This window comes from Streptomyces sp. NPDC060209 (assembly GCF_042728155.1).
Classification (GTDB): Bacteria; Actinomycetota; Actinomycetes; order Streptomycetales; family Streptomycetaceae; genus Streptomyces.
Genome location: NZ_JBHWZS010000433.1, coordinates 1 through 5892, shown reverse-complemented (window position 1 = coordinate 5892; position 5892 = coordinate 1). Strand labels below are relative to the sequence as shown.

Annotated in this window: 5 protein-coding genes; 2 read left to right on the top strand and 3 right to left on the bottom strand. The window is 72.3% G+C overall.

The features are described 5' to 3' along the window. Nucleotides 1-165: 165 nt before the first annotated feature. The gene (locus tag ACFWFI_RS40410; RefSeq protein WP_387400575.1) at nt 166-1194 is read left to right on the top strand and encodes a helix-turn-helix domain-containing protein; all 1029 of its coding nucleotides are present in this window, start codon (nt 166-168) and stop codon (nt 1192-1194) included. 25 nt (nt 1195-1219) lie between these two features. Here the strand turns inward: ACFWFI_RS40410 and ACFWFI_RS40405 are convergent, their stop codons facing one another. The 3 genes from ACFWFI_RS40405 to ACFWFI_RS40395 form a co-directional block, all read right to left on the bottom strand. Beyond that, the gene (locus ACFWFI_RS40405; RefSeq protein ID WP_387400577.1) at nt 1220-1843 is read right to left on the bottom strand and encodes a helix-turn-helix domain-containing protein; all 624 of its coding nucleotides are present in this window, start codon (nt 1841-1843) and stop codon (nt 1220-1222) included. A gap of 165 nt (nt 1844-2008) precedes the next feature. Continuing rightward, nucleotides 2009-2683, bottom strand: a complete 675-nt coding sequence (locus ACFWFI_RS40400; RefSeq protein WP_387400573.1) for a response regulator — start codon at nt 2681-2683, stop codon at nt 2009-2011. After that, a complete protein-coding gene (locus tag ACFWFI_RS40395; RefSeq protein WP_387400571.1) occupies nt 2680-4338 on the bottom strand; it encodes a sensor histidine kinase in 1659 nt (552 codons plus the stop codon). The genes ACFWFI_RS40400 and ACFWFI_RS40395 overlap by 4 nt, the downstream gene beginning before the upstream one ends. A gap of 154 nt (nt 4339-4492) precedes the next feature. Between ACFWFI_RS40395 and ACFWFI_RS40390 the strand changes: the two genes are divergently transcribed. Continuing rightward, nucleotides 4493-5854, top strand: coding sequence for a cation:dicarboxylate symporter family transporter (locus ACFWFI_RS40390; protein WP_387400569.1), 1362 nt, complete (start codon nt 4493-4495; stop codon nt 5852-5854). Nucleotides 5855-5892 lie beyond the last annotated feature (38 nt).

The following is a 5892-nucleotide window of genomic DNA, read 5'->3' as shown; positions in this document are numbered from 1 at the left end:
CCCCCCGTGGACGGTCGGGGCCGCTGCTGTTCCCCCGTGGTTCGTGCCGCAATCCACTCTTGAGCAGACGGTCCGGATCAACAAGGCTTGACCCTGTCCGGGACATGTCCCAATGGGCTCCGGAACCGGACCGTGCGGGCCGGACCAGACAGGGGGAGACAGCAGATGACGGGTGACGGCAGAAGTCCGGATCCTCAGGAGGCGCGGGGTCCCGCCGAGTTCGTCGAGCTGTTGCGCCGGCTCAAGGATGCCTCCGGGCTGACCTTCCGTGAACTGACGCAGCGGGCCGAAGCGGTGGGCGATGTGCTGCCGCGCTCCACGATCGCCAACATGCTGGCCCGTACGACCGTCCCCCGCGAGGAGCTGCTCGGCACGTTCGTACGCGCCTGCGGCTGCGGTCCCGCAGAGGTGGACAGCTGGCTGGCGGTCCGCAAGGAGATCGCGGTGCACGGGCGGCGCCTCGTGACGGTGGAGCCACGGTCGGCGGTGCCGGTGGTGCCGGTGGTGCCGGTGGTGCCGGTGGTGCCGGTGGAGCCGCGGGAGTCCGGAGCTTCCGTCGCGCCGGAACCCGGTCCGGAGCCGGAAGCCCCCGAGCCCGCCCGGAGCCGCCGCCCGATGCTCGTGGCCGTCGTCGCCGGAGTTGCCCTGGCGGTCGCGGCCGCCGCAGCGGTGACCGTCCTCCTGCCGGACGGCGGCGCGGCCCCGGAGGGCGGTGGGAGGAAGACCGCCGGGCCCGTCACCGCTCCGGCCGCGGGGCCCGTGCGCATACGGTCGGTCCGCACGGGACTCTGCCTGTCGGAGCGTCTCGGCCGCAAGAACGGAACGGTCTACCAGATGCCCTGCGTCACGGAAACCGTCCCGCAGTTCAGCCTGCTGCCCCTCGGATCCGGCACCTGGCGCCTGGCCACCGACCACCCCGACTACGGGGAGGGCTGCACCGGAGTCCTCCACGGGCTGACGGCCACCGGGACGCCCCTGGAGGACACCGGGTGCGGCCACCGCGGCCCCGCCGAGATCTTCCGGCTCGAACCGGTCGGTGATCCGGTGCGGGGCTACCGGATCCGGCCCGCCCACACCGACCTCTGTCTGGGCGCCCGGCACGGGAGCACGAAAGAGCTCGCCAAGGTGGTCCAGCTCGCCTGTGCGAAGGACGGGACGGACCAGCTGTACTCCTTCGACCCGGTGAGGAGCTGAGGCCGGCGGAAGGGCCCGTACCGGCTCAGATGCCCGCCGTCCGCCAGAACTCCTCGACCACCCGGTCCAGGAACTGCCGCCCAGCCTCGCCCGCCGTCCCGGTCCGGTCCCGGCCCGCGGTGTTCCAGCTCAGTGTCGACACCATCAGGGCCTGGTAGTCGGTGTGCAACTGCTCCAGCACGTCCTGGACCAGGATCCGGTCCAGCGGTACCAGCTTGTCCACCGGCCGAACGTATGCCTGCCAGCGGGTCGTGACCGCCCTGGTCAGCAGATCCGTCAGCTCGTCGTTCCGGCCTGTCGCCGTCAGGAACTGCGCCGCCGACATGTCCAGCGCGTCGCAGAGTGCCACGGCCTGGCGCTCGTTGCCGCGCCAGCGGCCCGAGTCCTCGATCCGCTGGTACGCGGAGCCCGTCATCCCGAGTGTCCGGGCCAGGTCGTCCACCGCCACGTCGCGGGCCAGCCGGTGCTCGCGCAAGGTGCTCGCGGCGGCCAGCAGTTCGCCCGGCGCGCACCACAGCACGCCGGCCAGCGCCATCAGTTCGCGTTCACCCGGCAGGGCCGTACCGCGCTCCCAGGCCATCACGGTCTCGGCCGTGATCCGCAGTCCGTACTGGGCGCCGAGCCCGTACGCAACATGTCCGGGAGCCATTCCCAGCGCCTCGCGGAGGCGGCGCGCGGCGGGGGCGTTGAAGGGCGGGGTGGGGTGCACGGCCCCACCGTAGAAGCCCGGGAACGGCCTGGCTACAGGCTGTTCCTATCAGTTCACCCTTCGTATGATCCTCCTAGGGTGCCCCTCCCGCGGGGCACGGGACCATCAGCGGGTTTCAGCCACCCAGTGGTAGTGCAGCTCGGGCCGGCCGACCTGACCGTAGCTCGGGCGCCGTGCGGCCCGTCCGACCGTCACCAGGTGCTCCAGATAGCGGCGGGCGGTGATCCGGGAGGTCCCCAGCGCTTCCCCGGCGGCTGCCGCGGTCACCCCGTCCGGCGCCTCCCGCAGGGCCCTTGTCACCGCCTCCAGCGTCGGGCCGCTCAGCCCTTTGGGCAGCGTGGCCGGGTCCGCGACCCGCAGCGCGCCCAGCGCCCGGTCCACCTCCTCCTGCCCGCTCGCCTCACCGGCCGCCGCCCGGAACTCGGCGTACCGCACGAGCCGGTCCCTGAGCGTGGGATACGTGAACGGCTTCAGGACGTACTGCACGACGCCGAGGGACACCCCTTCCCGCACCACGGTCAGATCGCGCGCCGAGGTCACCGCGATGACGTCCGCGCCGTGCCCCGCCGCCCGGAGCGAGCGCAGCAGCTGCAGACCGTGCCCGTCGGGCAGGTAGAGGTCGAGCAGCAGCAGGTCCACCTCCGTCCGGTCCAGCGCCCGTACGGCCTCCGCCCGTGAGTGGGCGACGGCGGCGACCTCGAAACCCGGCACCCGGCCCACGTACAGCTGGTGGGCGTCCGCGGCCACCGGATCGTCCTCCACGACCAGCACCCGGATCACGGTGCGACCACCTCCGCCCTCGCCGTACGGCCGGCGTGCGGCAGCCGCACCGTGAACTCCGCGCCGCCGCCCGGTGCGCGGCCCAGCGTCACCGCCCCGCCGTTGCGGTGGACAGCCTGCCGCACGAGCGCCAGGCCCAGGCCGCGGCCCGTGCCGTGGGTCGTCCAGCCGCGCCGGAACACCTCGTCCGCGTCGTCCGGACCGATCCCGGCGCCGGTGTCCGCCACCCGCAGCAGCAGCTCGCCGGACTCCGTCCGCGCGGTCACGGTGACCAGGGCCCGTGTCGCGGTGCGCTGGGCGGGGACGGGCCCGCCGGCGTCGCCCGTCGCCGTCTCCGAGGCGGCGTCCACGGCGTTGTCGATCAGATTGCCGAGGATCGTGACCAGGTCCCGCGGCGCCAGCGAGCGCGGCAGGGCCCCGTCGTCGATCAGGCTGTCCTCGGCGAGCACCAGCTCCACACCGCGCTCGTTGGCCTGCGCCGCCTTGCCGAGCAGCAGAGCGGCGAGCACAGGCTCGGCGACGGCGCCCACGACGCGGTCGGTGAGGACCTGCGCCAGCTCCAGCTCCGCCGTCGCGAAGTCCACCGCCTCCTCGACCCGGCCCAGCTCGATCAGCGACACCACGGTGTGCAGCCTGTTGGCCGCCTCGTGCGCCTGCGAGCGCAGCGCCTGCGTGAAGCCGCGCTCCGAGTCGAGCTCGCCCGACAGCGCCTGCAGCTCCGTGTGGTCCCGCAGCGTCACGACCGTGCCACGCCGTTCGCCGCCGACCACCGGGCTGGTGTTGACGACGATCACCCGGTCCGCCGTCAGGTGGACCTCGTCCACCCGTGGCTCGGACGCCAGGAGCGCCCCGGTGAGCGGCGCCGGCAGCGCGAGCTCGTCGACCCTGCGCCCGACCGCCCCCGGCGCCAGCCCCAGCAGCTCTCGGCCCGCGTCGTTGATCAGGGCGACCCGGCGCTGCCCGTCCAGCATGAGCAGCCCCTCGCGCACCGCGTGCAGCGTGGCCTCGTGGTAGGTGTGCATCCGGCTCAGCTCCCGGGCGTTCATCCCGTGCGTGTGCCGCCGCAGCCTGGCGTTGATCACGTACGTCCCGAGCGCGCCGAGCGCCAGGGCGGCACCCGCCGCCGTCCCCAGGGCGCCGAGCTGCTCCCGCACCTGTGTGGACACCCGCTCGACGGTGATGCCCGCGCTGACCAGGCCGACGATCCTGTCCCCGTCGCGGACCGGCGTGACCACGCGTATCGAGGGGCCGAGCGTGCCGGTGTAGGTCTCCTCGAACGTCTCGCCGAGCAGCGCGCGCTCGGTGTGCCCGATGAAGCTCCTGCCGATCTGGGAGGGGTCGGGGTGGGTCCAGCGGACCCCTTCCGGATTCATGATCGTGACGAACGCGATCCCGGTGTCCTCGCGGACCCGCTCCGCGTACGGCTGGAGTACGGCGGACGGGTCCGGGGTACGGATCGCCTCCCGCACCGACGGCGATCCGGCCATGGCGAGGGCAGCCGCCCGCACCTGGCGGGCCGCGGTCTCCTCCGCCTGGGACCGGCCGGAGGCGTACGCGAAGACGGCGCACCCGGCCACGACCGCGGCCACGAGCAGGGCCTGCATCGCGAACAGCTGGCCGGCCAGGCTGCGGGGGAGGGTACGGGGCAGGCGCATGCACCCCAGTCTGCCTGGCGGGGACCACCGGCCCAAGGTGGCCGATAAGCGTCCGTGAACGATATGAACGCAAGGGTGACGGCCGTCACAGGGAAGTGAATAGTCACCGGGGCCCCCAGGGACGGGGAGCCGCCGCATACCCGAGGAGACCCCCGTGGCAGAGAAAGCCGCACGACGGGACCGCACCCACTATCTCTACCTGGCCGTGATCGCCGCCGTGGTGCTGGGCATCACGGTGGGCCTGGTGGTTCCGGACTTCGCCGTCGAGCTCAAGCCGATCGGCACAGGCTTCGTCAACCTCATCAAGATGATGATCTCGCCCATCATCTTCTGCACGATCGTGCTCGGGGTCGGCTCCGTACGGAAGGCCGCCAAGGTCGGCGCCGTCGGCGGCCTGGCCCTCGGCTACTTCCTGGTGATGTCGACCGTCGCCCTGGCCATCGGCCTGGTCGTCGGCAACCTCCTGGAGCCCGGTTCCAGTCTCCACCTCACCGAGGCGGCCCGCGCCGCCGGTGAGAAGCAGGCTTCGGGCGCCAGCGAGTCCACCGTGGACTTCCTGCTCGGCATCATCCCCACCACGATGGTGTCGGCCTTCACCGAGGGCGAGGTCCTGCAGACCCTCCTCATCGCGCTGCTCGCGGGCTTCGCGCTGCAGGCCATGGGCTCGGCCGGCGAACCGGTCCTGCGCGGCATCGGGCACATCCAGCGCCTCGTCTTCCGCATCCTCGCCATGATCATGTGGGCCGCCCCGGTCGGCGCGTTCGGCGCGATGGCGGCGGTGGTCGGCGAGACCGGCGTGGACGCGCTGAAGTCCCTCGCGATCATCATGGTCGGCTTCTACGTCACCTGTGCGCTCTTCGTCTTCGTCATCCTGGGCGCGATCCTGCGCCTGGTGGCCGGGGTCAACATCCTCTCCCTGCTCAAGTACCTGGGCCGTGAGTTCCTGCTGATCCTCTCCACCTCCTCCTCCGAGTCGGCCCTCCCGCGGCTGATCGCGAAGATGGAGCACATGGGCGTCAGCAAGCCCGTCGTCGGCATCACCGTGCCGACCGGCTACTCCTTCAACCTCGACGGCACCGCGATCTACCTCACGATGGCCTCGCTCTTCATCGCCAACGCGACGGGCGACCCGCTGAGCATCGGGGAGCAGATCTCGCTGCTGGTCTTCATGGTGATCGCCTCGAAGGGTGCTGCGGGCGTCACCGGCGCCGGTCTCGCCACCCTCGCGGGCGGCCTCCAGTCGCACCGCCCTGAACTGGTCGACGGTGTCGGCCTGATCGTCGGCATCGACCGCTTCATGAGCGAGGCCCGTGCGCTGACCAACTTCGCGGGCAACGCGGTGGCCACCGTGCTCGTCGGCACCTGGACCAAGGAGATCGACCGGGAGCGGGTGGACCAGGTCCTCTCCGGCGCCCTCCCGTTCGACGAGAAGATGATCACGGACGAGGGCCCCACGGAGCCGCACGTCCCCGAGGCCAGGGACGGCGACGAGAAGCCCTCACTCGTCAAGGCGTAGGACGTAGGTGCGCGAGCGCGGCCGGTACGGGTTTCCGT

Excerpts from the sequence above, each read along its gene's own strand:
- ACFWFI_RS40410 (WP_387400575.1), top strand. The coding sequence starts at position 166 with ATGACGGGTGACGGCAGAAGTCCGGATCCTCAGGAGGCGCGGGGTCCC.
- ACFWFI_RS40405 (WP_387400577.1), bottom strand. The coding sequence starts at position 1,843 with ATGGCTCCCGGACATGTTGCGTACGGGCTCGGCGCCCAGTACGGACTG.
- ACFWFI_RS40395 (WP_387400571.1), bottom strand. The coding sequence starts at position 4,338 with ATGCGCCTGCCCCGTACCCTCCCCCGCAGCCTGGCCGGCCAGCTGTTC.